The organism is Mesorhizobium sp. M7A.F.Ca.MR.176.00.0.0 (genome assembly GCF_004023165.1).
Classification (GTDB): Bacteria; Pseudomonadota; Alphaproteobacteria; order Rhizobiales; family Rhizobiaceae; genus Mesorhizobium.
In genome coordinates this window covers 1-23,651 of sequence record NZ_RZTC01000071.1, presented here as the reverse complement: position 1 = coordinate 23,651, position 23,651 = coordinate 1, and the positions used below count along the sequence as shown (strand labels likewise).

Here is a 23,651-nt window from a genome sequence, read left to right as displayed (position 1 = left end):
CCCCACTCCGGCCCTTCGGGACACCTCTCCCCCGATCGACGGGGGAGAGGAAGGGCGCGAGCTTATGCCGGCCGGCGCCTTTCCTCTCCCTCCGGAGGGGGGAGAAGTGGCTCGGCGAAGCCGAGACGGAGTGGGGGAGCCACCTGGCAACCGCCGCGAACGCAAATGGAAAATGGCCAGGGCGCAATCATTGGCTCGCCTCGCGCCAAGGGTTGCCGACACAGGTCTTCCCTTGCGCCACCATCGCCCATCAGGGCGCCTATGCCGCCTTCTTCCACCCGCTCTTGATATGCCTATACCCCTCCCGATAGACCGCTTCCGGCGTCTCGGAAAAATCCCGCCACACCTTCGTTGCCGCCGCCAAGTCCTTCAGCGAGCGGCCGAACGCCTCGATCGTCAGCCAGTCGTCATAGCCGCTCTTGCGGATGGCTGAGAATGTTTCTGTCCAGGGAATGTTGCCGCGCCCCGGCACGCCGCGATCATTCTCCGAAATATGGATATGCACGACATTCCTGCGATGTTTCGTGTAGGCGCCGATCGGGTCGGCCTCCTCGATATTGGCGTGGAAAGTATCGTACATCGCCTTGATGTGCGGCCGGTCGATGGCGTCGATATGCTCCGACAGATCCGCCATCGTGTTGAGGAGATAGCATTCGAAGCGGTTGAGCGCCTCGAGGCCGATGGTGACGCCCTTGTTGCCGGCATGGTCGCCGATCGCGCGTTGCGAGGCGACGGAGCGCTTTTTCTCGGCAGAGGTCGGTCCGGAGCCGGAAAACGACCCGAGCGTCGAATGCAGCGGGCCGCTCAGCGTGCTGGCGCCAAGTGCCTGCGCGCAGTCGATCGCCCATTTCATGTAGTCGACCCCGGCCTTGCGCGTCGCCGCGTCGGCCGAGATCAAATTCATCGCCGGATCGCCCATGGCCGAAACAGAGGTTCGCTCCAGTCCGATGCGGTCGAGCAGATCGCCGAGTTTTTTGTAGTCGTCCGGCGCGCCGGCGAAGATCGGTATCTCGACGCCATCGAAGCCGGTCGCCTTGATGTCGCGCAACAGCGGCTCGTGTTTCTTCGACACCGCCGTCGTCCACAAGAACATGCACATGCCGATTTTCATCGACGCCCCTCCCCATTTGATGCTGCGTGCGGGCTGTTCCCGTCAGCTTCGCGCAAAGTCCCCTCATCCGGCCGCTTCGCGGTCACCTTCTCCCCGAGGGGAGAAGAGACGAGCACGGGCCTCGGCTTCCTCCTCTCCCCTCGGGGAGAGGTCGGATTGCCCCGAATTGCCCTTCGCAATTCGGCTGGCAATCCGGGTGAGGGGGCCTTCGTTACCCGCCGTGCGACTACAGCTTCGTCCACGCCCCATTCTTCTTCGACGATTTCACGCAGGCCTCGATGAAGGCCATGCCCTCGACGCCGTCCTGGATGGTCGGGAAGACGACGTCCTTGGGCGGCTTGCCGCCCTTGCGGCGTGCCGCGCGGATGGCGCGTGCGGCCTCCTGGTAGATGTTGGCGAAACCTTCGAGATAGCCCTCGGGATGACCCGACGGCACGCGGCTGACACGGCCCGCCACCGGCAGCGCGCCGGCGCCGTTGCGGGTGATCAATTGCTTCGGCTGGCCGAACGGCGTGTACCAGAGATAGTTCGGGTCGGCCTGCACCCATTCCAGCCCACCCTTGGAGCCATAGATGCGCAGCTTCAGCCCGTTCTCGTGGCCGGGTGCCACCTGGCTTGCCCAGATCATGCCCTTGGCCGGATGCGTCTTGCCGGTAGGCTTGAAGCGCAGCATGACGTTGACGTTGTCATCGAGAAGCCGGCCCGGCACGAAGGCGTCGAGATCGGCCGACAGGGAGTCCAGTTCCAACCCCGAGACGAAGCGGGCGAGGTTGTAGGCATGCGTGCCGATATCGCCCAGCGCGCCGCCGGCGCCTGCCTGCTTGGGATCGGAGCGCCACGCCGCCTGCTTCTGGCCTGTCGCTGCCAAATCCTCGGTCAGCCAGTCCTGCGGATATTCGGACTGCACGATGCGGATGTCGCCGAGCACGCCCTTGGCGACCATTTCGCGTGCTTGCCGGACCATCGGATAGGCGGTGTAGTTGTGCGTCAGCACGAACACCTTGCCGGTCTTCTCGACGATCGCCGCAAGCTTTTTCGCCTCGGCCAGCGTCGTCGCCAGCGGCTTGTCGCAGATGACGTGGATGCCGGCCTCGAGGAAAACTTTCGCCGCCGGCACATGCACATTGTTGGGCGTGACGATGGCCACCGCCTCGATGCCGTCGGGGCGCTTCGCCTCCGCCTTGGCCATCTCGGCATAGGATGCATAGCTGCGTGCGGGGTCGAGTCCCAGTTCGGCGGCCGAGGCCTTGGCACGGGCCGGGTCGGCTGACAAAGCACCGGCAACCAGCACGAAATCATTGTCCAGCCGCGCCGCGATCCGATGCACCGCGCCGATGAAGGCGCCTTGCCCGCCGCCGACCATGCCGTAGCGGATCGGGCCGCCTCCCGTTTCCGACTTCGATGCGCCGACCATATCTTGCTCCTCGCTGTTGCCACCTCCCCCTTGAGGGGAGGTCGATCCGCGCAGCGGATCGGGTGGGGTCGTTGAGGCAGAGCTCGGCATGAACCGACCCCTCCCGGCCCTTCGGGCCACCCTCCCCGCCAGGGGGAGGGAAAGTCGAGCTAGATTCCCATCATGGCGCGCAGCAACTTCTTGTCGGTGGTGCCGGCGGCGAAGTCGTCGAATGCCTTTTCGGTCACGCGGATGATGTGGTGCTCGATGAAAGGCGCGCCTTCGGCCGCACCATCCTCCGGATGCTTCAGGCAGCACTCCCACTCCAGCACCGCCCAGGAATCATAATTGTACTGCGTCAGCTTGGAGAAGATGCCGCCGAAATCCACCTGTCCGTCACCCAGCGAACGGAAGCGCCCGGCGCGGTTGGTCCAGCTCTGATAGCCGGAATAGACGCCTTGCCGGCCGGTCGGGTTGAACTCGGCGTCCTTGACGTGGAACGCCTTGATGCGCTCGTGATAGATGTCGATGAACTCGAGATAGTCGAGCTGCTGCAGCAGGAAGTGCGACGGATCGTAGTTGATGTTGCAGCGCTTGTGGCCCCCGACCGCATCGAGGAACATCTCGAAGGTGGCGCCGTCGAACACGTCTTCAGAGGGGTGAATTTCATAGCCGACATCGACGCCGTTGTCCTCGTAGACGTCGAGGATCGGCTTCCAGCGTTTGCCGAGCTCGCCAAACGCTTCCTCAATGAGTCCAGCCGGTCGCTGCGGGAACGGATAGAGATAAGGGAAAGCCAGCGAGCCGGTAAACGACACTGAAGCATTCAGGCCCAGATTGCGCGATGCTTTAGCGCCGAACTTCATCTGCTCGACAGCCCACTCCTGCCGGGCTGCGGGATTGTTGTGCACCGACGGCGGCGCAAAGCCATCCATCTGCGCGTCATAGGCTGGATGAACCGCGACCAACTGCCCCTGCAGATGCGTCGACAGTTCGGTGATCTCGACGCCGGCGTCAGCGCAGATGCCCTTCACCTCATCGCAATAGGCCTTGGAAGAAGCCGCCTTCTTGAGGTCGAACAGCCGCGCGTCCCAGGTCGGGATCTGCACGCCCTTGTAGCCGAGACCGGCCGCCCATTTGGTGATCGACGCCAGTGAGTTGAACGGCGCGGCGTCGCCCGCGAACTGCGCCAGAAACAGCCCAGGGCCCTTCATTGTCGTCGGCATCGCATCCTCCCTCATTTCTCTCTCGACCGAGCATAGCGCCGATTGGAAGCAGGGCCAGCCACTTTGGTCTTTTCTCAACGGGTGCTTGCACGCACCGCCATTCTGGTATTACCAAATGTGGAAATTTGGTCAAGCCGCGCAATGCGCCATCAAGACCCCAAAATCACCTGTTGCAGGCCTATATATCTCAATATAATCAAGGAAATAATCCATAGAGAAAGTTGCACCCCAGCGCTTCTTGCCGATCTGGAGAATTTGCTGTAGACCTCGCTTCAGGCCCAATTGGTCGAACCAGTTTGCGAAAAAAGGCTGGGAACGCCTTGGGGAGGAACCTTTGTGTCGCCTTTTGGCGATGCATGTCGCAGGCGAACCATAGAGACGATTTGGGAAGGACAGACCATGCATCTTTCGACGCACAACTGGATGCGCGCGGAACCCTTGGAGACGACGCTCAAGCGCATCAAGAAATTCGGCTATGAGTCGATCGAGATTTCCGGCGAGCCCGAGCAGTACAAGACCAAGGAGACCCGGGCGCTGCTGAAGGAGCATGGTATTCGCTGCTGGGGCGCGGTGACCCTGATGCTGGGCGAGCGCAATCTTGCCGCCAGGAACCAGGGCCAGCGCGAGCGTTCCGTTCAGTATGTCAAGGACGTGCTGACCATGGTCAGCGAACTCGATGGCGAGATCATCACGCTGGTTCCGGCCACCGTCGGCAAGGTCGTGCCTGACGGGACCGAAGAAGAGGAATGGAAGTGGGTCGTCGACGCCACCCGTGAATGCTTCACCCACGCCAAGAAGGTCGGCGTCAAGATCGCTGTCGAACCCCTCAACCGCTTCGAGACCTATCTGTTCAATCGCGGCGCCCAGGCACTGGCGCTGGCTGACGCGGTCAGCCCCGAATGCGGCGTGTGCCTCGACGCTTACCACATCCACATGGAAGAATTTAACGTCCATGACGCGATCCGGCAGGTCGGAAAGCGCCTGTTCGACTTCCACGTCGCCGACAACAACCGGTTTGCCGCCGGCCTCGGCCAGATCGACTGGCCGAAGATCGTCGCCACCTTGCGCGAGATCGGCTACGACGGCGCGCTGACCAATGAGTTCGTCGCGCCCGTCGACCGGACGCCGGCAGCCCCCTATCCCGACATGGTCGAGCGCAATCCGGTCGACATCTCGCCCGAGCAGCTGAAGTTCATCCAGGACCACGGCTCCAGCGTGCTCACCGAGAAATTCTACACCGACCAGATGCGCATCAACGCCGAAACGTTATTGCCGCTGATCAAGTAGCCGACTGCCTCTGGGAAATTCGCCCTTCCGCCCTGACCGGCGGCGGGGCTGGGGAAGAATATGCGTATCAAGTCCGTCCAAGCCTGGTGGATCCGCGTTCCGATCGAAGCCGCTCGGCAGCACCGCAGCGACTTCGGTCAGGTGACGACCTTCGACGCCGCCATCCTGCGCATCGAAACCGATGACGGGCTGGTCGGCTGGGGCGAAGGCAAGAACGCCGCCGGCAGTGCCGGCAGCTACGGTGCACTCGTCCACATGCTGAACCATGAGGTCGGGCCTCAGCTGGTCGGCCGCGATCCGGCGGACATCGGCGTCATATGGGAGATGCTCTACAATGGCGTGCGCCACGACAGCGCAGCGCGCGGCGGCCACGCCATGCCGCAACTGGCGCGGCGCGGCATGAGCATCGCTGCCATCAGCGCCGTCGACATCGCGCTGTGGGACATTCTTGGCAAATCGCTTGACGTTCCGGTCTGGCGGCTGCTGGGCGGCCGCAAGCTCGATCGCATGCCGGCTTACGCGTCCGGCGGCTGGGCGGCTGCCGACGCCATCGGCGAGCAGTTGAAATCCTACATCGCCAAGGGCGGCTTCAAGGCGCTGAAGATGCGGGTTGGCGCCATGGATGGCGCGGCGCACATTTCGGCCGGCCGCGTGCGGGCCGCACGGCAGGCGCTCGGCCCCGATGTCGAACTGATGGTCGACGCGCACGGCACCTACACGGTGGCCGAGGCCAAGCGCTTCATCCACCTTGTCAACGATTTGGACCTCGCCTGGTTCGAGGAACCTATCATCGCCGACGACAAGCCCGGCATGGCTGAAGTGCGGGCGTCAGGTGCCGTCCCGATCGCCACCGGCGAAAGCGAGGCGACACGCTATGCCTTCCGCGATCTCGCCGTGCTGAAAGCCGCCGACATCTTCCAGCCGGATCCCGCCTTCTGCGGCGGCATCAGCGAAGCGATGAAGATCGGCACCATCGCCAGCGCCTTCAATCTGCGCTTTGCACCGCATCTGTGGGCCGGCGCGCCCTGTTTTTTCGCAGGCTTGCATGTCTGCGCCGCCTCGCCGTCGAGTTTCACCGTCGAATATTCGCTCGGCGCCAACCCGATGATCCACGATCTGGTCGAAGAGACTGTCGAAGCCAGGGACGGCATGATAGCGATCCCGGAAAAACCGGGTCTGGGATTCACCATTTCGGAGCGGTTCCTGGAGGCGCACGCGCAACGCGGTTGACGATGAAAGAAAAGAACCTCCTCGCGGAACTCGCTGCCTACCTGTTCTCCCATTCGGACAAGGAGAGCGGCCGAACGCCTTCGGAACGCGAACTGGCGGAGCATTTCGCCGTCAGCCGCGGCCAGATCCGCGAGGCGCTGGCCATCCTGGAGGCCATGCGCATCGTTGAGCGCCGGGCCAAGTCCGGTATCTACATCGACACCAAGCAGGCCAGCGTGGAGGCCATGGCGCTCTTTGCCCGCGCGGGCCTGCCGCTCGACCCGATCCAGATCTACGAAACGGTCGAACTGCGCAAGATCCACGAGATCAAGGCGGCCGAACTTGCCTGTTCGCGCGCCACAGAGGAGAATTTCGAGCGGCTGCGCGAGATACTGAAAGCTTCGGAAGAGCGCATTGCCGCCGGCGAAGGGCTTGCCAGGGAAGACCGTGAATTCCACCTCGAGATCGTGCGCGCCACCAAGAACAGCGTCTTCCACAATGTCTGCAGCGTCTACTACATGATGGGCGAGCAGCGCCTGCCGATCTATTTCAACGACCCCGAGCGCAACGTGCGCTCGCATGCCGAGCATATCCAGATCTATGAGGCGCTGCTGCGCCGCGATGGCAATCTCGCCCAGGCGCTGATGAGCGCCCATTTGCAAGGGGCTGAGAGCTACTGGAAAGGCCTGATCGAGGGCCATGGCGAGGAACCTCAAAGCCCGGCGCTCGAAAAAGCTTGACCGACATGGCCCGTATCCTCACGACCCACGCCCTGCACCCGCGCGCCTCGGCCATGCTGGCCGGCGCCGGAGAACTCGTCGTCGCCTCCGCCATCGATCCGGCCACGCTGGCTGCCGAGGCGAAGGATGCTGATATCGTCATCGTGCGCGCGCCGCTGCCACCACAGCTTTTCGACGGCGCAAAGCTGCTGCGGGCGGCAATCCGTCATGGCGCCGGGCTCGACATGATCCCGATGGAAGCAGCGGCGGCGGCCGGCGTGCTGGTGGCGAATGTGCCGGCGGTCAATGCCCGCTCGGTTGCCGAGCACGTCATGTTCGCGGCGCTCGCCTTGCTGCGCAACTTCCGCGTCGTTGACCGCGACCTGCGCACCAAAGGCTGGCTCGCCGGCCGCGAGCACGCCAATTCCAGCAGCGAGCTTGCCGGCAAGACGATCGGCATCGTCGGCCTCGGCGCCGTCGGCCAGGCGGTTGGCCATATCGCCGCGCACGGCTTCGACCTGAAGGTGGTGGCAACGACGCGCAGCATGCAGCCGGCGCCTGACAAGGTCGGTTTCCTGTCGATCGACGCTCTCGTCGAGCAGAGCGACATCATCGTTCTGTGCTGCCCGCTGACGCCGGAAACGCGCGGCCTGATCAACCGTGAGCGGATCGCCCGCATGAAGCCGCATGCTCTGCTGATCAACGTGTCGCGCGGACCGGTCATCGATGACGATGCGCTGATCGAGGCGTTGCAGAGACGCCGTATCGGCGGTGCCGCGCTCGACGTTTTTGCCACGCAACCGCTGCCGTCGAACCATCCCTATTTCGGCTTCGACAATGTCATCATCACGCCGCACATGGCCGGGATCACCGAGGAATCGATGATGCGCATGGGCGTCGGCGCGGCGGGTGAAGCCTTGTTGGTGCTGGCCAACAAGCTGCCGGTCAATCTGCGCAATCCGGAGGTGGTCGATCACTATCGGCGGCGGTTTCCGGCGAACCTGTAACGCATCGCGGTTTCGCCCCAATTCTTCGCGACGCTGAGGGTCATGTCCGATCCACGCCTCGCATCCCTGGTAGTCGTCGTCTGTTCGCTCTGCGCCATGCCGTCATTCGCGGCCGAAAGCAGTTATGTCTATTGCGACAACGGGCTGCGCTGCTTCAAGGCGCCGTGCCCGTCGAACAGCGCACTCGACCTTGCCACCGGGGCGATCATCAAGGGCGTCTCGATCGACCCAAGCGGATTGCCGCAGGCCGACAAGGCGATAACCGATCTTTCCGACGCGCTTTATGCCGGCAAGATCGTCGTCAGAGGCTCGATCGAGCACCGCACCCAGACCATCACCGGCGAGAAGTACAATCTGCCCTGGCTGGTCGCGACCCGTATCGTGCGGACCGCCAAGGACAGCGAACGCAAGCACTGTTCGTCGCACTGATAGGCGGTTCAGCCCTGGTCACGCGCCAAGCAGCTGCTCTATTTCGGCAGCAATCCGCAGCAGGCGCCGGTCATGCCCGTTGCGCGCCACCAGCATCAATCCGGCGGGCAGCGGAGTACCCGGCATCGGTATCGAGATCGCGCAGAGATCGAACTGGTTGGCAACCTGCGTGTTGCGCAGCAGCAGGCCCTCGGTGCGGTCGCGCAGCTCGGCGTCGTCAGCCATCGAGACGATGGTCGGCGCCGTCACCGGCGTGGTCGGCAGAGCCAGCACATCGACCGATGCCAGCCGCTCGTCCATGGCGGCGGCAAGTGCTGCGCGACGACGCATTGCCCTGATGTAGACAGGCGTCGGCAGCATTGCCGCCCGCGACAAAGGTCCGCTGACATGCGGGTCGACCGGCACCGACGCTCCTGTCGCCAGCCAGTCGGCATGCACTTCGGCCCCTTCCATAGCAGCGATCGAGCCACGCTTGGTCGCCGCGCGCAAATCGGCAAGCAGGTCATCGATCGACAGGTCGGCGATCCGCGCGCCTGTCTGCTCGATCTTGCCAAGGCAGCGGTCGAACGCGGTCGCCACCTCGTCTTCCGTCTCTTCGAAAAGGACGCCGCGCGGAATGCCTATGCGAAGCCCTGCAAGGGCAATCGACATCAGCGCGGTCGGCACCTCGCCGGCCATCACGGCGTCGGCGGCGGCACATTGGGCGACGGTTCGGGCAAGCGGCCCGATCGAGTCCAGCGTGGCGGACAATGGGAACGCGCCGGCGAGCGGCACGCGTCGCGCTGTCGGCTTGAAGCCGACGACACCGTTGAGTGAAGCCGGTATGCGTATCGAACCGCCGGTATCGGAACCGATCGATATTTCGCTTGTCCCCTCGCCGACGGAAACGCCTGCGCCCGAGGAAGAGCCGCCCGGAATGCGACTGGCGTCCACGGCATTGCCAGGCGTGCCGAAATGGCTGTTGTCGCCGATCGCGGTGAAGGCGAATTCGGTCATGTTGGTCTTGCCGATAATGACCGCGCCGGCTTGCCGCAGCCGGCTGACGATCACGGCATCGCGCAGCGGAGGTGCTGCGGTCCTAAGCATCAGCGAGCCAGCCGTGGTTGGCTCGCTGGCGACATCGAACAGGTCCTTGATCGAGACGATGGTGCCGTCGAGCGGCCCTAGCGTCACCCCTGCCCGCTTGCGGGCATCGCTGGCATCAGCCGCGGCCCGTGCGGCTTCGGCATAGAGCTTCGTGAACACGCGCTCTTCGCCAGCACGGGCGGCGAGGCGCGCGAGAATGGTTTCCAGATGATCGCGGACTGACTGCATTTCGGTGTCGGACTCCGGACGCCTTGAACGTCTTAAGGGGGTGCGGCCAGTGCATGGCTTGCCCAGACTTAACCCGGCGCAGGCAGTTTTGCACCCTGTCGAATACGAGGAAAAACCCGATGCTCTACAAAGGCAGCTGCCACTGCGGCAAGGTGGCCTTCGAATTCAAGGCCGAACTGACCGGTGCCATCAGGTGCAATTGTTCGATCTGCACGCGCAAGGGCGCCCTGCTGTGTGCCATTCCGCATGAGACCTTGCGGGTCCTGGCCTGGGGCGACGATTTGGGCACTTACACATTCGGCAACCATGCCATCGCGCACCGGTTCTGCCGGGCCTGCGGCATCCATCCCTTTGCAGAGGATGTCCGCGAAGGGCGTGAACGCAGCGCCTACATCAATATCAACTGCGTGGCCGATCTCGACCCCTCGACCCTGTCGGTCTTCGATTTCGACGGGCGGTCCGCCTGACGCAATTCCAGGAAAACTGCGCAGCGGTTTTCCGTCCGGAATTGCGCAGGAACCAATTACCTATCGATAGCCCGTCGCATCGGCGGGCTTGCCGGCATCCTGAACCTCGGGAACATAACGCCAGGCGTCGGGCCGTGAGCCGTCGAGGTCGGTAAAGCCGTAGACCTGCGCCAGCCCGCCGCTGGACAGCGACTGTCCGTTCCAGCGCGAGCGGTCCGGATCCGCCGCCAAAGCCGCAACGGCGCGGCCGACGAAACGTGGCGTCTCGGAAATGACGAAATGCGGCACCTCAGCGGTGGCGTCGCGCCAATTGCCCTCGCTCACGCCAAAGGCTTCCAGCATCATCTCCGAACGCAGCCAGCCGGGCGTCAGCGACACGGACGTTGCGTCGTGTTTTGCGAGATCCTGGGCATGCGCCCATGCCATGCGCGTCACCGCGACCTTGGCGAGATCGTAGAATGGCGAGAGCCGGTAGTGATCGGCATTGTATTCGGCCGTGCCGTCTGTGACCTCGACGAGCAGCCCGCCCGGACGTTCGATCAACAGCGGCAGCGCATGGTGCGCGGTGATCAGATGCGTGTCGATGCCGAGCCGCAGCATGCGCAGGCCGTTGTCCAGATTGTGGTCCCAGACCGGTTTGTCCCACTCGAACAGTTTCTCGCCACCCCAGATGTCATTCACCAGTATGTCGAGCCGGCCTTGTTCGGTGCGGATGCGCTCGACCAGTTTGCGCACATCGTCGGCCACCAGATGATCGACCTGAACGGCGATGCCCTTGCCTCCGTTCGCCGAGACCAGTTCCGCTGTTTCCTCGATGGTTTCGGGCCGGGCATATTCGGATTGCTGGGCGCGCGTGCTGCGCCCGGTGACATAGACGGTGGCGCCGGCTGCGCCGAGTTCGATCGCTATGCCCCGTCCGGCGCCGCGCGTCCCGCCGGCGACCAGAGCAACTTTCCCTTGCAGCGTCATTGAACTCTCCCAAAAACGGACTCATCGATCAGACAAGGCTGGCTTGTGCTGTTCGCGCCATATATATAAATGATCATTCGGTTATATCGGGATGTCAAGATGACACGGCCAAAAACCCAGTCCGACGAGCAGGTGCTGGAGACCGCGCACCGGCTAATCCACGAGCATGGTCCCGAAGCACTCACCTTCGAGCGTCTGGCAAAGGCCTGCGGTCTCTCCGGTGCAACGCTGGTGCAGCGCTTCAAGAACAAGGCGCAGCTGAAACAGCGCACTTTGCTGCACGCCTGGGACGGTCTCGACGAGAACACCAGAAAGCTGGCAGCCACCGTTCCCAGAACACCCACCGGTGCGGTCGCGTTGCTGGTGGCGCTGTCGCAATCCTATGGCGGCATCGAATCCTATGCCGAAGGCCTGCTTGTCCTGCGCGAGGATCTGCGCGATCCCGTGCTCAGGGCGCGGGGTGCGGCCTGGAAGGCGTTCCTGTGCGACACACTTGCAGCCTGTTTTGCCAAGACGCCCAACCCGCCACGCGACATCGGCCTGCTGATGGCCTCGCATTGGCAAGGCTCGTTGCTGTGGTGGAGCTTTGACCCGGCGATCGAAGTGGCCGCCTATGTCGAGGACAGCCTGAACCGCTTCGTCGCTGCCATCACAACGGCGCCGGCCCGAAAACCGTGATGGTTCTTGGAGTCTCGGCTATAATCCGATGCCGCCTTCGGCCGCGCCTTCAAGCGCGTCATCGGCTCGGCGCGCAGCCATCTCCGGGCCGAGGAACAGGCCGATATCCGCCAGGCCAGCTGACGCACAGGGTTCCGAACTCAGCTGACAAAGGCAGCAGCCAGTTCGGCGATGTTGGCGGCTTTTTTGCCCGGCAGCTTTTCGCGATAGGAATTTTTTCTTGACTCGGTGATCTCAGTTATGCTACATTTCTGTCTATGGTGCTGATTTGCGCCAGTGACCCGCCGCGCATGCGGGTTTTTCGTTTGATGCTCCGTCAGCCTGCGTCGCGGCGAAAGCTCCGAAGGAACCCGTTGACCCGAGTTCGTTGCCCTGAGCCGACACATGGAGGCCGTGACGGACTGGCGATTCCAGGCTAAAGCAATTCCAGGAAAAGTGTGAAGCGGTTTTTCCGTCCGGAATTGCGTCAAAACAAAGAGATAGAGCGGTTCAACGTTTCCGTTAAACGATGAACTGCTCTAGAAAAATCCGCATGGTTTTCACCTCGCCCAAGACTGCCTTGCCGGCCTCGGAGGGTCCGCTCACCGACATCTTGCGCGGATTGCGGCTTGATGGCGTCGACTATGGCCGCTGCGAACTTTCAGAGCCGTGGGCCGTGTTGTTTCCAGCCCAGAAGGCTGCGCGGTTTCACTTCATTGGCCGCCGCGGATGCTGGCTGTTTTCGCCAGCCGGAGAATGGATTGAGCTAACACCCGGCGATGCGTTGCTCTTGCCGCGCGGCGCCGAGCATGTCGTTGCCAGCGCGCCTGGCATTCCTGCCGTGCCGATCGAAAGCTACACTGTCGAGCCTTTGCAGGACAATTTCTTCAATGTCTCGAACGGCGGCCGGGGTCCAAAAACCCTGCTGTTTTGCGGCAGCATGCGCTTCAATCTGGACGGATCGCACCCCTTGCTGGGCATGATGCCGGACATGATGCGCGCCAAGGAATTGATGGCTGGCGAGCCAGGTATTCCGCATCTGCTGGAAGCCATGGCCGGCGAAATCACCATGAACCGCGCTGGTTCCGGCGGCATGCTGGCGCGGCTGGCCGACGTACTGGCTGCAAGCATCATCCGTTCATGGGTGGAAAACAGCGGCGGCGACACCAGAGGCTGGATCGCGGCGATCAGGGATCGCGACATCGGCCGCGTACTTGCCGCCATTCATCTGCAGCCCGACAGGAACTGGACTGTCGAAGCGCTGGCGCGCGAAATGGGCGCCTCGCGATCGGCCTTCGCCGAACGCTTCACGGCCGTCGTTGGCGAAACACCGGCGAGATATGTCGCCCGGATACGCATGCACCAGGCGCGGCAATGGCTTATCGACGATCGGATGCGGGTTTCGGTGGTCGCCGCCAGACTGGGTTACGATTCCGAAGCGTCGTTCAGCCGGGCGTTCAAGCGCATCATAGGCATCGCGCCCAGCCACCTGCGCACCGTCGACGGCACCTCCGAAAACCGCTGAGACGATCCCGGATCCGCGGCCATGGATCGCAGGGTCTGGATGAATTGCCGGGTCTGGATGAATTGCCAAGCCTTCCGGACGCAATGCCATTGCCGGGCCACCCGCATGCAATAGCTTGCCAGAACCAGGCAGCCAGAGGCCGGCGTCCAGTCGGTCCGAAGAGGAGAACCAATGCCAAATCATCCGAAGGTCATCGCACTCGCCGTCATGCTTGCGGTTCCCGGGCGCGCCTTTGCCCTCGAGGACAGCTACCTGCCGGCCGACAAGATCCCCTATGTGGCGGAAGTACCCGACCAGCCGCATCGTCTTGGCCCATTGTGGGGCGAGCGGGCCAAGGGCCCGGCAGGCACGTTGCTGAAGGTTCCCGGCAACTGGCGTGCACCTGTCCATGCGCACACCGCGGATTATCGCGCGGTGGTCATAAAGGGGCTGTGGGCGCACTGGCAGATGGATGGCGGCGAGGCGACCAAGGTCGAACTGCCTCCTGGATCCTACTGGACCCAGAAAGCCAATGAGATGCATGACGACGCCTGCGTCTCCGACACGGAATGCGTGATCCTGCTGATCAACGACACGCCCTACGAGACCTACTTCCAGAAATAGGCTGGGATGCGGCCTCACGCATGTCGCCCAAAAGTGACCTCGGTTTTGGGAGAACGACATGCACAAAACAAAGACCTAAAGCGCGTCGCATGAATCCGTTTCAGCGCGACGCGCTTTATGAGGCGTGTCGCAAGCTGACGCCGCTGCCCTTGTCGAACAGCACCACCTTGTCGGGGTTCCAGGCAAAGCGCACCGCCTGCTCGATGGCGACGTCGGTCCTGGCCGGCACGGTGGCACGCAGTGTCGCGTCGCCGACGCGCAGCGTCAGGATCTTTTCGACGCCGTGGTTCTCGACGTCGTGAACATGCGCCTCGACCGGCGCGCCGCTCTCGAGATAGACGTCCTCGGGACGAATGCCAAAGACGAGCGGGCGACCGTCGGTCGCCCCGCCCGCTTTGGCTCCCCCCGAAAAAGGCAGTTCGAAGTTCAACGGAGCCATCACCGCGCGGCCGTTCACAAGCTTGCCGTCGATGAGGTTCATCGGCGGCGAGCCGACGAAGCTCGCCACATAGGTATCGCGCGGATTGTTGTAGATCTCGTGCGGCGTGCCGGTCTGAATGATGCGGCCATGGTTGAGCACGCCGACCTTGTCGCCCATCGACATCGCCTCGATCTGGTCGTGGGTGACGAACAGGAAGGTGGCGCCGAGCTGCATCTGCAGGTTCTTCAGTTCAGTCCGCAGCGCCTCGCGCAGCTTGGCGTCGAGCGCAGACAGCGGCTCGTCCATCAGGAACACACGCGGCTTGCGCACGATGGCGCGGCCGATCGAGACGCGCTGCATCTCGCCGCCGGACAGCCGATCCGTCTTGCGGTCGAGCAGGTGCTCGATCCGCAGCGTACGGGCGGCACGGTCGACGCGATCCTTGATCTCGGCGTCGGGCAGCCGGCGAATTTTCGGCTTCAGCGGGAATTCGAGATTTTCGCGCACCGTGTAGCGCGGATAGAGCGAGTATTGCTGCAGCACCAGCGCCACGTCACGCTCGGCCGCACCCCAGTCGGCGACGTCGACGCCGTCGATGAAGACCTGGCCTTCGCTCGGCTTTTCCAGGCCCGCGATAAGCCGCAGCGTCGTCGTCTTGCCGGCGCCCGTCTCGCCCAGCAGCACGAAGAACTCGCCATCGGCAATATCGAGATCGAGCCCGGTGAGCGCAGTGTGGTTGCCGAAAGTCTTCGAGATGTTCTTGAGCTGGATATGGGCCATGTCTATCGTCCCGATCTCTTTTTCGAGGGCGTCTGCCCTCCGCTATAGCTCCGGGCGTTCGATTGTTCGAAAGGCCAAGTCATTGGCCTTTCGTGTCCTTCGGCCATCACAATCTCACTCCCAGCGACTTGCCGCTTGCCGTGTCGAAGAAATGCGCTTGGGCCGGATCGATCCTGGCGAACACCTTCTGGCCGGGACCGGCGACGAAGCCGCTCTTGGTGCGTGCGCGCAGCATCTTTGAGCCGACCTTGAGATCGACAATGTCGAAGGAGCCAAGCGGCTCGACGATCTGCGTCTCGACCGGCAAAAACCCCTCCGTCGCCTCGCGGCGGATGAGAACGCCTTCCGGCCGGATGCCGAGCGCGAGCTGGCCGCCTGCATGGCCGTTGAGCTTCGACAGCAGCGCCCGCGGGAACTCGAAGCCGGCGGGAGCCCCGCCGACCGTCACCGAGACCGAGGACGCCGTCTCGGCGACTGCCGCATCGGCGACGTTCATCACCGGACTGCCGACGAATTGCGCCACGAACAGATTGGCCGGGTGCGAATAGACCTCGTCGGGCGAGCCGACCTGCTGCAGCACGCCTTCATGCATGATGACGATGCGGTCGGCGAGGCTCATCGCCTCGACTTGGTCGTGCGTCACATAGATGGTCGTCGACCCTTGCTTGATGTGCAGCCGCTTGATCTCGGCCCGCATCTCCTCGCGCAGCTTGGCGTCGAGCGCGCCGATCGGCTCGTCCATCAGCATGGCCTTCGGCCGCCGCACCAGCGCCCGGCCAATGGCGACGCGCTGCATGTCGCCACCCGAGAGCGCCGATGGCTTCTTGTCCAGCAGATCGGTGATCTGCAGCGTCTTGGCGACGGAGCGAACCTCGCTGTCGATCTCCGTCTTGCTCTTGCGCGTGGCGCGCAAGGGGAAGGCGATGTTCTCGTAGACGCTCATATGCGGATAGAGCGAGAACGACTGGAAGACCATGGCAATGTCGCGGTCGGCGGCCTTTAGATGCTGGATCGGTTTGCCGTCGATGAGGATGTCGCCCTCGTCGATCGTTTCCAGCCCGGCGATGGCCCGCAGCGTCGTCGTCTTGCCGCAGCCCGACTGGCCGAGCAGAACGATGAACTCGTTGTCGGCGATCTTGAGGTTCAGGTCCTTGATGACCTGGACGGCGCCGAAGAATTTCTGGACGCCGCGAAGCTCGATCTGGGTCAATGCTGTGCTCCCGGATTGCGCACCTGGCCGGTGCCGGCCTTTTCCTCAGGCGCGATCTTGGAGGTGACGTTGAAGCCGACCAGCCCGATCAGGATGATGGTCAGGCCATATGTGTGCAACAACAGGTTCCAGGGCTGGCAGAGTGCTATGATGCCGAGCACCATCAGCACCTGCGAACCGGGCTCCAGATATTTCTGGTTGATGGCACGAAAGCTCATTTGCGAATCGCTCCGAAGGACATGCCGCGCAGCAGATGGTTGCGGAGCAGGAACGTGAAGATCGCGACCGGCAGCAGGAATAGAAAGGTTCCGGCGGCGATCACCGTCCAGTCCGGCAGGCCCGAGCCGACCTGGCTCGGGATGAAGGGCGGTGCGGTCTGGGCGCGGCGGTTGGTCATGATCAGTGCGAAGGCATATTCGTTCCACGCGGTGATGAAGCAGAACACCGCGGTGGCGGCGATGCCGGTGGCCGCCTCGGGCAGCACGATCTTGAAGAAGGCCTCCATGCGCGTGTAACCGTCGACCAGGGCCGCCTCTTCATACTCTTTCGGTATCTCATCCATAAAACCCTTCATCAGCCACACCGAGAAGGATAGGTTGAAGGCGGTGTAGAGGATGATCAGGCCCACATGCGTGTCGTTGAGGCCGACCGCCCGGTACATCAGGAACATCGGGATCGCCACCACCACCGGCGGGAGCATGCGTGTCGACAGGATGAAGAAGAGCAGGTCAGCCTCCCCCTTCACCTTGAAGCGCGAAAAGCCATAGGCGGTGAAGGTGCCCATGCCGACCGCCAGCACCGTGGAGGTGATGGCGATGATCAGCGAGTTCATGAAGCGGCTCGGATAGCCGGACCATTGCACCTGGCCCTTGCCGTCGCGCACGATCTTTTCACCGCCGTCGAAGACGACGCGCTCCCACCAGGGCGCTGCCGCATACTCTTCCGGCGTCGGCGCGCTACGCAGTTGCGAGCGCTTGGTGAACAGTTTGACGAAGGGCGATATCTCCGGCTGGAACACCACCGTCGGCGGGATGGTCGTGGCAAGATTGCGCGGCTTGAACGCCGTCGAGGCAATCCAGTAGATCGGCGCCAGGAAGATGATCGTCACCAAAAGGACAACGACGATGGCGACGCGATTGAAGCCGATTTCGGAAGAAGTGCGGACGGCGGCCATCTCAGCGCTCCTTCACCTTGTTGAGGTATTTGACGTAGATGTTGGTGATAGCCAGCACCATGATCAGCACGATGTAGGCAAGCGCGCAGGAGCGCCCGGTCTGCCATTCCTGGAACGCCATCTTGTAGAGCCGGATCGAGATCACCTCGGTGGTTGGCTGGCTGGTCAGGATGTAGGCGAGATCGAAGGTCTTGAACGCCTCCATGGTGCGGAAGATGATCGCGATCATCAGAATCGGCGCGACCAGCGGCAGCGTAATGCGAAAGAAGGTATAGAACGAGCCGGCGCGGTCGATCGCCGCCGCCTCGTAGAGGTGCTTCGGCACTGCCGACAGGCCGGCAAGCGACAGCAGCATGACGAAGGGCGACCACATCCAGATGTCGGTGATGGCAACCGCGTAGAGCGCCATGTCAGGGTTAGACAGCCACTCGAAATTGCCGAGGCCGAGTGCATAGTTGATGACACCCCATGACGGATCATAGAGCAGTTTCCAGAACAGACCGACGACGGCCATCGACAGCATCATCGGCAACAGCAGCAGTGTCGTCAGCAGGCCCTTCAGCGGGATATCGCGGTTGAGCAGCAACGCCACGCCAAAGCCGACGATGACCTGACCGACCACGGAGACGATGACATATTTGGCGGTGATGGCGAAATTCGACCAGATGAACGGGTCGTTGAGCAGTTCGCGGTAATTCTGCAGTCCGACGAAATTGGCCGCCGCCGGGCTCGACGCGCGAAAGTCGGTGAACGAATAGCCGAGCGAATAGAGCAGTGGAAAGATGTTGAAGACGATCAGGAAAACGATCGTCGGAATGATGAAGAGATTTCGGATCGTGAGGTCGCTCATGCCGCGGGTGGCGGAGCGCGAGTTGGGATCCAGCGTGGTCATGACTGCAGTGGCCAAAGCCAGTTCCTTCCTTGAGAAAAGAAAACGGAAGGGGTGGGCTCCCACCCCTTCCGAGCGTTAGTACCGCTTACTTCACGCGGTTGTACTTCTTGAACGTCGCGTTCCAGTCCGCGGCGAGCGAATCGAGCACTTCCTTGGCCGTGCCCTGATTGCCGGTGATGTACGGATAGACGCGTTGGTTCATCGCGATGAGCAGCTCGGCGTACTCCGGCGTCGCCCAGAAGTCCTTCACCTTGAACATGGTTTCGTAGAAGGCCTTGTTGTAAGGCGTGGCGTTCTGGAATTCAGGCGACTCGAGCACCTTGGCACTTGCCGTGTAACCGCCGAGTTCCGCCCACTTCTTCTGCGTCTCGTCCTTGATGAACCATTCCAGGAACTTCATCGCCTCTTCCTTGTTGTTGGAATAGGAGATGACGGAGATGCCCTGGCCGCCGAGCGCGGCGAACTGGTCGCCGTTCGGGCCGGCCGGGTTGGCGAAGAAGCCTGTGTTCTTGGCATTCGGGTTCGAGGCTTCGTTGATGAGCGCCGGGAAGAAGGCGAAGTAGTTCATGCTCATCGCAGCCAGATTCTCGGTGATCGCCTGGTTGTCCTCGATGAAGAAGCTCTTGGCCCAACCAGGAGGTGTGAAGGAATAGAGTTCCTTGTAGACCTCGAGCGCCTTGACGTTCTGATCGGAGTTGATGATCCCGTCGACCTTGTAAGTGGCATAGTCGCCAAGCTCGCCGCCGTAGGAGAAGATGGCGTTCTCGACGCCCATCACCAGGGCATCATATGAATTGTCGGTGTAGATGGCGACGCCGTAGCGCTTCTGGTCGGGACGGTGGAAGAATTCGGCAATGTCGCGCAGCGCCTTGAAATCCTTCGGCACGCCGAGATCGTAGCCATACTTGGCCTTGAAGGCTTCCATTTCCTTGGGGTCCTCGAACCAGTCCTTACGGTAGGACCAGCCGACTGCGTCACCCTCGGCCGGGATCGACCAGTACTTGCCAGAGGCCGACGGATATTCGGCGTAGTACTTGACAGTCGCCGGCGCCATCACCTCCTTCAAATTATGCTTGTTGAAGAAGTCGGTAAGGTCGACATAGTGGCCCGCCTCGGATGCGGCACCGATCCACTGCGAGTCGCCGACCACCATGTCGTAGGCGCTGCCCTTGGCGTTGAACTCGGTGAATGCCTTGGTCTGGAAGTCGGACCAAGGTGTGGTTTCGACCGTGACCTTCACGCCGGTCTCGGCCTCGTAGAGATTGACGAGTTCCTGCAAATAGTTCGCCGGATCCCATTCCGCCCAGAATATGGTGAGTTCTTTGTCCTGCGCGTAAACGGACGTTCCGCAGGCAAGCGTTAAGCCGATACCAGCAAGTGCGCTGGTCACTAACTTGCGCATAATGATTTCCTCCCTTGTGCGCGTTCTACCTTATCGTGCGAGCCGGCAACGGGGCCGGCCCTGGTAGTTCCTCCCGTGATCGCACCTTCCCGGTTTCGAGCCTCCTCGCCCCTGCCGGAAAATGGATCGCAGCCCTCACTTTCGATCCGCTTTTCTGATCCAATCTGGTATTACCAATTTTGCATGCACGTCAAGCCCTTTCTTGACAGCTTGACGTGGTCATTGCCATCGGATTCCGGCTTTATCTGCCTGTTTTACCAAGATTTTCCTACTCAGTGATATGATTGGGTATTGTCCGACACCCCACTCAACGGCTAAGATCAGTAGCGTGCATGCCAATCTGGTCGAACCAGATAGGCTCTATTTCATGACTGCCTTCGGATCGGGGCTGCCTCCTTCATCGACCGATTCCGCGACTGCCGCACGCACCAGCGCCCCGGCTGCCCACTGCGCGACCGCCCTCGTCCGGCGGCTGTCCAGTCCCCAGATATCCTTGAGCACAATCAGCACCTCGACGCCGAAGATCAGCGACAGCGCCTGCGCCAGCCGCTTGAAGTCGCGCGGCGGCAAACGGCTCTTGAGCGGCGCGATCGCATCCTTCAGCAAGTCGATGCGATGGCCGCGCGTAAAGGCGGGCTCAGCGCCCAGCGTGCCGGCCTGACGCCGCGCCCATTGATCGAGCGACAGCTTCAGTGCTGCCTTGAACGTGGCTTCGAAGGCCTCGATGCGCGGCATGGCCGTATCGAACAGCTCCGCGACCCGGCGCTCGGCATCGGCGGAGGTCGATTGCCAGGTGAGGATTGGCCCCAGCCCCTCGTCGACGACGGCCTGCACCAGTGCCGACTGGCTCGGGAAGTAACGATAGGCGGTGGCACGGGAAACCTCGGCCGCCTCGGCGACCTCGCTGACCGAGGGCGTGACGCCCGCCTGCATCAGCCTTGTTGCCGTCTCCAGCATCAGCCGTTTGGTCCGCGCGCGCGGACCACGTTCGGGCACCGGGCCGGTTGCCCGTTCAGCGTCGTCGCTCGCAGCGGATTGTTGACGTGAGACATTCATGCCAATACGATACGCGCGTCTCAAAAATTTGCAATGGTGTCCGCATCGTCGAGTGGCCCGGGCAATGAGCAATGGGGGCGGCATCGCGCCTGCCAGGATCGGGGGAGCGCAATGAAGCGTATCTATGTGGCGGGTACCGCGGACACGAAGGGCGAGGAGCTCGCCTTCCTGGCCGATGCGATCACTGCTGCGGGCGCCCTCGTTTGTCGTGTCGATGTCGGAACGCGCGACGCAACCATCCCCGTCGACATCGGCGCGAGGGAAATCGCCGACCATCATCCCGGCGGCCGTGACGCCGTGCTCGGCGGCAATGACCGTGGCGCCGCGGTCGCCGCGATGGGCATCGCCTTCGCCCGCTTTGCCCAATCGCGCAACGACATCGCAGCCATGATCGGCATCGGCGGCGGTGGCGGCACATCGATCATCACATCGGGCATGCGCGCCCTGCCGCTCGGCTTGCCCAAGATCATGGTCTCGACGCTCGCCTCCGGCGATACCGCTCCCTATGTCGATGTCTCCGACATCATCATGATGCCGGCGGTGACCGACATGGCCGGACTGAACCGGATCTCCCGTGTCGTGCTGCACAATGCCGCCCAGGCGATCGTAGGCATGGCAACCAAGCCGGCGCCGCCACCCGACGGCAAACCATCGATCGGCCTCACCATGTTCGGCGTCACAACGCCTTGCGTGACCGCCATCGCCGACCAGCTCCGTTCCAGATATGACTGCATGGTCTTCCACGCCACCGGCACCGGCGGCCGCAGCATGGAAAAGCTGGCCGACAGCGGCTTGCTGTCCGGCGTCGTCGACATCACCACGACCGAAGTTTGCGATCTGCTGTTCGGCGGTGTGCTGCCGGCGACGGAGGATCGTTTCGGCGCCATAGTTCGCACGGGGCTGCCCTATGTCGGCTCCGTCGGCGCGCTCGACATGGTGAACTTCTGGGCGCCTTCGACCATTCCGGAGCCCTATCGCGATCGGCTGTTCTACGAACACAATCCCAATGTCACGCTGATGCGCACCACGGCGGACGAATGCCGCGCGATCGGCGAGTGGATCGGCACCAGGCTCGCCCGCTGCGGAGGGCCGGTGCATCTTCTCATCCCGGAAAAAGGCGTCTCGGCGCTCGACATCGAAGGCGGCGCCTTCTTCGACCCGGAAGCCGACGCCGTTCTGTTCGAAGCCATCGAGCGCACCATCCAGCCCAACGGCAAGCGCCGCGTGACGCGCCTGCCGCTGCATATCAACGACCCGGAATTCGCAAAGGCTGCAACATCGGCCTTCCTCGACATCGCCAGACAGTGAGAGATCTCAAAAATGCCCGCCATACCGCGCAAGGACATATTGAAGAAATTCAGGGGAATGATCGACAAGGGCGTGCCGATCGTCGGCGGCGGCGCCGGCACCGGCCTGTCGGCGAAAGCCGAGGAGGCCGGCGGCATCGACCTCATCATCATCTACAATTCCGGCCGCTACCGCATGGCCGGGCGCGGCTCGGCCGCCGGCCTGCTCGCCTATGGCAATGCCAACGAGATCGTCAAGGAGATGGCCTACGAGGTGCTGCCGGTGGTCAGACACACGCCTGTGCTGGCCGGCGTCAACGGCACCGACCCCTTCGTCATCATGCCGCTGCTGCTGGCAGAGCTGAAGACGATGGGCTTTTCCGGCGTGCAGAATTTTCCCACCATCGGCCTGTTCGACGGCAGCATGCGGCAGAGTTTCGAAGAGACCGGCATGGGCTTCGGCCACGAGGTTGACATGATCGCCGAGGCGCACAAGCTCGACCTCTTGACCACGCCCTATGTCTTCAACCCCGACGAGGCCCGCGCCATGACCAAGGCCGGCGCCGACATCATCGTCGCCCATATGGGCGTGACGACCGGCGGCTCGATCGGCGCCACCTCAGCCAAGTCGCTCGACGACTGCATCGTCGAGATCGACGCCATCGCCAATGCCGCGCGCTCGGTGCGTAAGGATGTCATCCTGCTTTGCCATGGCGGCCCGATCTCGATGCCGGACGACGCCCGTTACATTCTCTCCCATGCCAAGGGCCTGCACGGCTTCTATGGCGCCAGCTCGATGGAACGGCTGCCGGCGGAAGCCGCAATCGCCAGGCAGACCGCTGATTTCAAATCGGTGACGCTTGGTGGCGAGAAGACCACGAAGAAAAAGAAGGGATGAGAGAAATGACCGACAAGAGCAAAATGTTTGTCTATCCGAAGGACGTCAGCGCCTTCGGCTTCGACTGGGGAAAATTGGCGCTGACGGTGGCGCCCGAAGTGAATGGCGCAACCCGGTTTTCCGGCGGCGTCGTCGACCTGCCGTCCGGCAAGGGTCACACGCGCCACAACCATCCGGGCGCGGAAGAAATCATCTTCGTCATCTCCGGTCATGGCGAGCAGATGGTCGAGGACGAAAAGGGCAATCCGGTGGTCGCAAAAGTCGGTCCCGGCTGCACCATCTATGTCCCGGAAAGCCGCTTTCATTCGACGCTGAACACCGGCGACGAGCCGATGCAGCTTTTCGTCGTCTATTCGCCGGCCGGGCCTGAACTGGTTTTGCGTGAGCTGCCGGATTTCAGGCTGATCGCGCCGGGGCAGTGATGAACTTGTTCTAGGGTAGCGCTGCCCCTCATTGTCCTGCCGGACATTTCTCCCCGTATAGTGACGGGGAGAAAGACGCAGTCACCGGCGCTTCGCCAATTTTCAACGCCACCAAATAGGTGCCGAGGGCGCGGCTGCCCTCTTCTCCCCGTCACTATACGGGGAGAAGGTGCCGGCAGGCGGATGAGGGGCGG

General features: G+C 62.7%; 24 protein-coding genes. 12 read left to right on the top strand and 12 right to left on the bottom strand.

Translation table 11 applies throughout. From position 1 onward, the window contains the following. Positions 1 to 259: 259 nt before the first annotated feature. The 3 genes from EOB59_RS22240 to EOB59_RS22230 all read right to left on the bottom strand — a co-directional run bounded on the left by EOB59_RS22240 (position 260) and on the right by EOB59_RS22230 (position 3,730). Positions 260 to 1,111 carry a sugar phosphate isomerase/epimerase gene (locus EOB59_RS22240; RefSeq protein ID WP_127809264.1) on the bottom strand — a complete coding sequence of 284 codons (852 nt, stop codon included), beginning with the start codon at positions 1,109 to 1,111 and terminating at the stop codon, positions 260 to 262. A 226-nt stretch (positions 1,112 to 1,337) separates the two neighbouring features. Beyond that, entirely contained in the window at positions 1,338 to 2,525 is a 1,188-nt protein-coding gene (locus EOB59_RS22235; RefSeq protein ID WP_128289245.1) for a Gfo/Idh/MocA family oxidoreductase, read from the bottom strand. Positions 2,526 to 2,674: 149 nt separating this feature from the next. Beyond that, on the bottom strand, positions 2,675 to 3,730 hold the full coding sequence (locus tag EOB59_RS22230) for a sugar phosphate isomerase/epimerase (RefSeq protein ID WP_128289244.1): 1,056 nt from the start codon (positions 3,728 to 3,730) through the stop codon (positions 2,675 to 2,677). Between the two features lie 399 nt (positions 3,731 to 4,129). Here EOB59_RS22230 and EOB59_RS22225 point away from each other — a divergent pair, with 399 nt between their 5' ends. The 5 genes from EOB59_RS22225 to EOB59_RS22205 are packed head-to-tail and all read left to right on the top strand — an operon-like array spanning position 4,130 to position 8,381. Then, positions 4,130 to 5,017, top strand: a complete 888-nt coding sequence (locus EOB59_RS22225; RefSeq protein WP_027037785.1) for a sugar phosphate isomerase/epimerase — start codon at positions 4,130 to 4,132, stop codon at positions 5,015 to 5,017. A 60-nt stretch (positions 5,018 to 5,077) separates the two neighbouring features. Next, the gene (locus tag EOB59_RS22220) at positions 5,078 to 6,247 is read left to right on the top strand and encodes a mandelate racemase/muconate lactonizing enzyme family protein (protein ID WP_128289243.1); all 1,170 of its coding nucleotides are present in this window, start codon (positions 5,078 to 5,080) and stop codon (positions 6,245 to 6,247) included. Between the two features lie 2 nt (positions 6,248 to 6,249). Next, positions 6,250 to 6,966, top strand: coding sequence for a FadR/GntR family transcriptional regulator (locus tag EOB59_RS22215; protein WP_013529506.1), 717 nt, complete (start codon positions 6,250 to 6,252; stop codon positions 6,964 to 6,966). Positions 6,967 to 6,971: 5 nt separating this feature from the next. Beyond that, positions 6,972 to 7,952 carry a hydroxyacid dehydrogenase gene (locus EOB59_RS22210; protein ID WP_128289242.1) on the top strand — a complete coding sequence of 327 codons (981 nt, stop codon included), beginning with the start codon at positions 6,972 to 6,974 and terminating at the stop codon, positions 7,950 to 7,952. 42 nt (positions 7,953 to 7,994) lie between these two features. Then, on the top strand, positions 7,995 to 8,381 hold the full coding sequence (locus EOB59_RS22205; RefSeq protein WP_128289241.1) for a hypothetical protein: 387 nt from the start codon (positions 7,995 to 7,997) through the stop codon (positions 8,379 to 8,381). Between the two features lie 18 nt (positions 8,382 to 8,399). On the opposite strand, the gene EOB59_RS22200 is transcribed toward EOB59_RS22205, so the two are convergent. Further along, the gene (locus tag EOB59_RS22200) at positions 8,400 to 9,695 is read right to left on the bottom strand and encodes an amidase (protein WP_128289240.1); all 1,296 of its coding nucleotides are present in this window, start codon (positions 9,693 to 9,695) and stop codon (positions 8,400 to 8,402) included. Between the two features lie 119 nt (positions 9,696 to 9,814). Between EOB59_RS22200 and EOB59_RS22195 the strand changes: the two genes are divergently transcribed. Continuing rightward, complete coding sequence (locus EOB59_RS22195) at positions 9,815 to 10,162, top strand: GFA family protein (RefSeq protein ID WP_127268321.1); 348 nt, start codon at positions 9,815 to 9,817, stop codon at positions 10,160 to 10,162. 60 nt (positions 10,163 to 10,222) lie between these two features. On the opposite strand, the gene EOB59_RS22190 is transcribed toward EOB59_RS22195, so the two are convergent. Then, positions 10,223 to 11,131, bottom strand: coding sequence for an SDR family oxidoreductase (locus tag EOB59_RS22190; protein WP_127318772.1), 909 nt, complete (start codon positions 11,129 to 11,131; stop codon positions 10,223 to 10,225). 99 nt (positions 11,132 to 11,230) lie between these two features. Between EOB59_RS22190 and EOB59_RS22185 the strand changes: the two genes are divergently transcribed. The 3 genes from EOB59_RS22185 (at position 11,231) to EOB59_RS22175 (ending at position 13,916) form a co-directional block, all read left to right on the top strand. After that, a complete protein-coding gene (locus tag EOB59_RS22185; protein WP_245486704.1) occupies positions 11,231 to 11,809 on the top strand; it encodes a TetR/AcrR family transcriptional regulator in 579 nt (192 codons plus the stop codon). 532 nt (positions 11,810 to 12,341) lie between these two features. After that, on the top strand, positions 12,342 to 13,313 hold the full coding sequence (locus EOB59_RS22180; RefSeq protein WP_164895719.1) for an AraC family transcriptional regulator: 972 nt from the start codon (positions 12,342 to 12,344) through the stop codon (positions 13,311 to 13,313). A gap of 171 nt (positions 13,314 to 13,484) precedes the next feature. Next, positions 13,485 to 13,916: a DUF4437 domain-containing protein gene (locus EOB59_RS22175; RefSeq protein ID WP_127332286.1), complete on the top strand. Its 432-nt coding sequence runs from the start codon at positions 13,485 to 13,487 to the stop codon at positions 13,914 to 13,916. 115 nt (positions 13,917 to 14,031) lie between these two features. Here the strand turns inward: EOB59_RS22175 and EOB59_RS22170 are convergent, their stop codons facing one another. The 7 genes from EOB59_RS22170 to EOB59_RS22140 form a co-directional block, all read right to left on the bottom strand. After that, a complete protein-coding gene (locus EOB59_RS22170) occupies positions 14,032 to 15,117 on the bottom strand; it encodes an ABC transporter ATP-binding protein (RefSeq protein ID WP_128289237.1) in 1,086 nt (361 codons plus the stop codon). Positions 15,118 to 15,223: 106 nt separating this feature from the next. Continuing rightward, positions 15,224 to 16,327: an ABC transporter ATP-binding protein gene (locus EOB59_RS22165; protein ID WP_128289236.1), complete on the bottom strand. Its 1,104-nt coding sequence runs from the start codon at positions 16,325 to 16,327 to the stop codon at positions 15,224 to 15,226. Then, positions 16,324 to 16,545, bottom strand: a complete 222-nt coding sequence (locus tag EOB59_RS22160) for a hypothetical protein (protein WP_127268335.1) — start codon at positions 16,543 to 16,545, stop codon at positions 16,324 to 16,326. The genes EOB59_RS22165 and EOB59_RS22160 overlap by 4 nt, the downstream gene beginning before the upstream one ends. After that, entirely contained in the window at positions 16,542 to 17,501 is a 960-nt protein-coding gene (locus EOB59_RS22155; RefSeq protein ID WP_127268334.1) for a carbohydrate ABC transporter permease, read from the bottom strand. Before EOB59_RS22155 ends, EOB59_RS22160 begins: the two co-directional genes overlap by 4 nt. A 1-nt stretch (position 17,502) precedes the next feature. Beyond that, positions 17,503 to 18,408, bottom strand: coding sequence for a sugar ABC transporter permease (locus EOB59_RS22150; protein ID WP_023812446.1), 906 nt, complete (start codon positions 18,406 to 18,408; stop codon positions 17,503 to 17,505). Positions 18,409 to 18,478: 70 nt separating this feature from the next. Further along, positions 18,479 to 19,795, bottom strand: coding sequence for an extracellular solute-binding protein (locus EOB59_RS22145; protein ID WP_023812445.1), 1,317 nt, complete (start codon positions 19,793 to 19,795; stop codon positions 18,479 to 18,481). A 360-nt stretch (positions 19,796 to 20,155) separates the two neighbouring features. Beyond that, positions 20,156 to 20,851 carry a TetR/AcrR family transcriptional regulator gene (locus EOB59_RS22140; RefSeq protein ID WP_128289235.1) on the bottom strand — a complete coding sequence of 232 codons (696 nt, stop codon included), beginning with the start codon at positions 20,849 to 20,851 and terminating at the stop codon, positions 20,156 to 20,158. A gap of 111 nt (positions 20,852 to 20,962) precedes the next feature. On the opposite strand from EOB59_RS22140, the gene EOB59_RS22135 reads away from it, so the two are divergent. Genes EOB59_RS22135 through EOB59_RS22125 form a run of 3 tightly spaced genes read left to right on the top strand, consistent with a single transcriptional unit; the run spans position 20,963 to position 23,457 of the window. After that, positions 20,963 to 22,159 (top strand): Tm-1-like ATP-binding domain-containing protein, encoded by a 1,197-nt coding sequence (locus tag EOB59_RS22135; protein ID WP_128289234.1) that lies wholly within the window; start codon positions 20,963 to 20,965, stop codon positions 22,157 to 22,159. 12 nt (positions 22,160 to 22,171) lie between these two features. Beyond that, entirely contained in the window at positions 22,172 to 23,035 is an 864-nt protein-coding gene (locus tag EOB59_RS22130) for a phosphoenolpyruvate hydrolase family protein (protein ID WP_128289233.1), read from the top strand. Positions 23,036 to 23,040: 5 nt separating this feature from the next. Next, a complete protein-coding gene (locus EOB59_RS22125) occupies positions 23,041 to 23,457 on the top strand; it encodes a cupin domain-containing protein (RefSeq protein ID WP_128289232.1) in 417 nt (138 codons plus the stop codon). The last annotated feature ends 194 nt before the right edge of the window (positions 23,458 to 23,651 follow it).

Coding starts and splice junctions, on each gene's coding strand:
- EOB59_RS22130 (WP_128289233.1), top strand. CDS start 22,172: ATGCCCGCCATACCGCGCAAGGACATATTGAAGAAATTCAGGGGAATG.
- EOB59_RS22180 (WP_164895719.1), top strand. CDS start 12,342: ATGGTTTTCACCTCGCCCAAGACTGCCTTGCCGGCCTCGGAGGGTCCG.
- EOB59_RS22155 (WP_127268334.1), bottom strand. CDS start 17,501: ATGGCCGCCGTCCGCACTTCTTCCGAAATCGGCTTCAATCGCGTCGCC.
- EOB59_RS22205 (WP_128289241.1), top strand. CDS start 7,995: ATGTCCGATCCACGCCTCGCATCCCTGGTAGTCGTCGTCTGTTCGCTC.
- EOB59_RS22145 (WP_023812445.1), bottom strand. CDS start 19,795: ATGCGCAAGTTAGTGACCAGCGCACTTGCTGGTATCGGCTTAACGCTT.
- EOB59_RS22200 (WP_128289240.1), bottom strand. CDS start 9,695: ATGCAGTCAGTCCGCGATCATCTGGAAACCATTCTCGCGCGCCTCGCC.
- EOB59_RS22185 (WP_245486704.1), top strand. CDS start 11,231: ATGACACGGCCAAAAACCCAGTCCGACGAGCAGGTGCTGGAGACCGCG.
- EOB59_RS22160 (WP_127268335.1), bottom strand. CDS start 16,545: ATGAGCTTTCGTGCCATCAACCAGAAATATCTGGAGCCCGGTTCGCAG.
- EOB59_RS22210 (WP_128289242.1), top strand. CDS start 6,972: ATGGCCCGTATCCTCACGACCCACGCCCTGCACCCGCGCGCCTCGGCC.
- EOB59_RS22190 (WP_127318772.1), bottom strand. CDS start 11,131: ATGACGCTGCAAGGGAAAGTTGCTCTGGTCGCCGGCGGGACGCGCGGC.
- EOB59_RS22235 (WP_128289245.1), bottom strand. CDS start 2,525: ATGGTCGGCGCATCGAAGTCGGAAACGGGAGGCGGCCCGATCCGCTAC.
- EOB59_RS22230 (WP_128289244.1), bottom strand. CDS start 3,730: ATGCCGACGACAATGAAGGGCCCTGGGCTGTTTCTGGCGCAGTTCGCG.
- EOB59_RS22195 (WP_127268321.1), top strand. CDS start 9,815: ATGCTCTACAAAGGCAGCTGCCACTGCGGCAAGGTGGCCTTCGAATTC.
- EOB59_RS22225 (WP_027037785.1), top strand. CDS start 4,130: ATGCATCTTTCGACGCACAACTGGATGCGCGCGGAACCCTTGGAGACG.
- EOB59_RS22135 (WP_128289234.1), top strand. CDS start 20,963: ATGAAGCGTATCTATGTGGCGGGTACCGCGGACACGAAGGGCGAGGAG.
- EOB59_RS22220 (WP_128289243.1), top strand. CDS start 5,078: ATGCGTATCAAGTCCGTCCAAGCCTGGTGGATCCGCGTTCCGATCGAA.
- EOB59_RS22215 (WP_013529506.1), top strand. CDS start 6,250: ATGAAAGAAAAGAACCTCCTCGCGGAACTCGCTGCCTACCTGTTCTCC.
- EOB59_RS22125 (WP_128289232.1), top strand. CDS start 23,041: ATGACCGACAAGAGCAAAATGTTTGTCTATCCGAAGGACGTCAGCGCC.
- EOB59_RS22140 (WP_128289235.1), bottom strand. CDS start 20,851: ATGAATGTCTCACGTCAACAATCCGCTGCGAGCGACGACGCTGAACGG.
- EOB59_RS22175 (WP_127332286.1), top strand. CDS start 13,485: ATGCCAAATCATCCGAAGGTCATCGCACTCGCCGTCATGCTTGCGGTT.
- EOB59_RS22240 (WP_127809264.1), bottom strand. CDS start 1,111: ATGAAAATCGGCATGTGCATGTTCTTGTGGACGACGGCGGTGTCGAAG.
- EOB59_RS22170 (WP_128289237.1), bottom strand. CDS start 15,117: ATGGCCCATATCCAGCTCAAGAACATCTCGAAGACTTTCGGCAACCAC.